Origin of the sequence: Arachnia propionica, from assembly GCF_003859805.1 — a bacterium.
Taxonomy (GTDB): Bacteria; Actinomycetota; Actinomycetes; order Propionibacteriales; family Propionibacteriaceae; genus Arachnia; species Arachnia propionica_C.
The window spans coordinates 1-1,496 of the sequence record NZ_RQZG01000040.1 but is presented as its reverse complement, the minus strand read 5'-3'; the positions used below and the strand labels follow the sequence as shown (position 1 = coordinate 1,496).

Here is a 1,496-nt window from a genome sequence, read left to right as displayed (position 1 = left end):
CTGGGCCTGCTGTGAGTCCTGGTTGCCGAGGAACCACCACCCACCGAACCCGACAACCGCCACCACGATGGCCACCACCAGGGCGATGACGGCCCCATTGCCACCCCGCGAAGGAGGCGAACCGTGATACAGGGGCTGCTGCATGTTCATCATGCTCATCGGGGACTCACCTCCACGCGGCCATCAGGTCGTCGCCGATGCTCGCGATGTCCTCGGTGTAGTAGTCCTCCGTGGACCCGACGATGGCGACCGTTCCCCCGTGGGCGGCACCGACGCAGCTGACCTGTCCTGCCCTACCGGTCCCCTTCTCCTCGCACACCCAGTCCCCGATGGTCTCCGGGTTGCCCATCTTCCTGGTGAGTTCGTCAACGGTCACGTAGTCGGCGTACGTGACGTGGACGTCCTTGCCATTCTCGGAGACGTATTTCGTCGTTGCACCCTGCTCCTTCTCGAGGGTGAACTCGGCGAACTGCTGGGGCAGCGACGGCGGCGGTTCGCCATCCTGCTGGCGCTGATCAGCGCCTTGGCTCGGCTGCCCCCTACCGGGCGTCACCGGAAGCTGCCCCTGCTCGCTCTGCCGCGCCTCGGGCTGGTTCGTCGGCGGCACCTGAGGCGGGTTCTGATCGGGCTGCTGGCCCCGTGGCGGCTGCATCTCCTCCATCGCCTGCCGTTGCTGCTCCTCCGACACGCCCTTCGGGCGGCCGAGCAGCAGGAACGCCCCCACCCCGACGACGGCGATCACGAGGACCACCGCCAGGGCGATGACCACTCCCCTGTTCCCTGCTGCCGGAGGTGGTTGATGACCGTACGGGGTCTGCTGGCTGTTCATGGTCATGTCAGTCCTTCTCATTTCCAGGCGGCGAGGAACTCATCGCCGATCGCCACGAGTTCTTCCTCGGTGAAACGCTCTGCCGACCCCGTCACCGACAACGATCCCCCATGGATGCTCTTGTCGCAGTCCAGACCCGCCTTCGCGCCTTCACCGAGTGTGGTGCAGTACCAACCACCGACCTCTCTCACCTCGTTGCGGCTGTATTTCTTCATGTCCTCCGCGGAGATCCCACCGATGTGCATGAACATGAGAAACCGAGAGTCTGCATCCCGGTATGTCCCGAGTGAACTCGACAACCTGGTGCTGTCGGACTTGAACTGCCCGAAGCTCTCCGGCATGACAGGCGGCGTCTCGTCCTGATCGGTCGGCTGTGGCTGCGGTTTTCTCTCCTCCTGCGACGGTTGCTGCCTCGGCTGCTGGTCCTGCTGGCGTTCACTCTGGGCTGGTGACCGCTCAGGCGTCGGCGTCTGGCTCTGCGGCTGCTGCTCGGCCTCACTCTGCGTCGGGGCGGGCTGTTGCGGCTCAGGCCGTCCTTCAGTCTGTGTCTGCACCTGCGGCTGGGGTTGGGGCAACGGCTGGGCCTGCTGTGAGTCCTGGTTGCCGAGGAACCACCACCCACCGAACCCGACAACCGCCACCACGATGGCCACCACCAGGGCGATGA

1 protein-coding gene and 1 pseudogene are annotated in these 1,496 nt (G+C 65.4%); both read right to left on the bottom strand.

Annotated features, from left to right (window positions below; all coding sequences use genetic code 11):
- Positions 1 to 166: 166 nt before the first annotated feature.
- The gene (locus tag EII34_RS15665) at positions 167 to 835 is read right to left on the bottom strand and encodes a hypothetical protein (protein WP_124846102.1); all 669 of its coding nucleotides are present in this window, start codon (positions 833 to 835) and stop codon (positions 167 to 169) included.
- Between the two features lie 11 nt (positions 836 to 846).
- A pseudogene (locus tag EII34_RS16160) lies at positions 847 to 1,496 on the bottom strand (hypothetical protein); the annotation flags it as partial.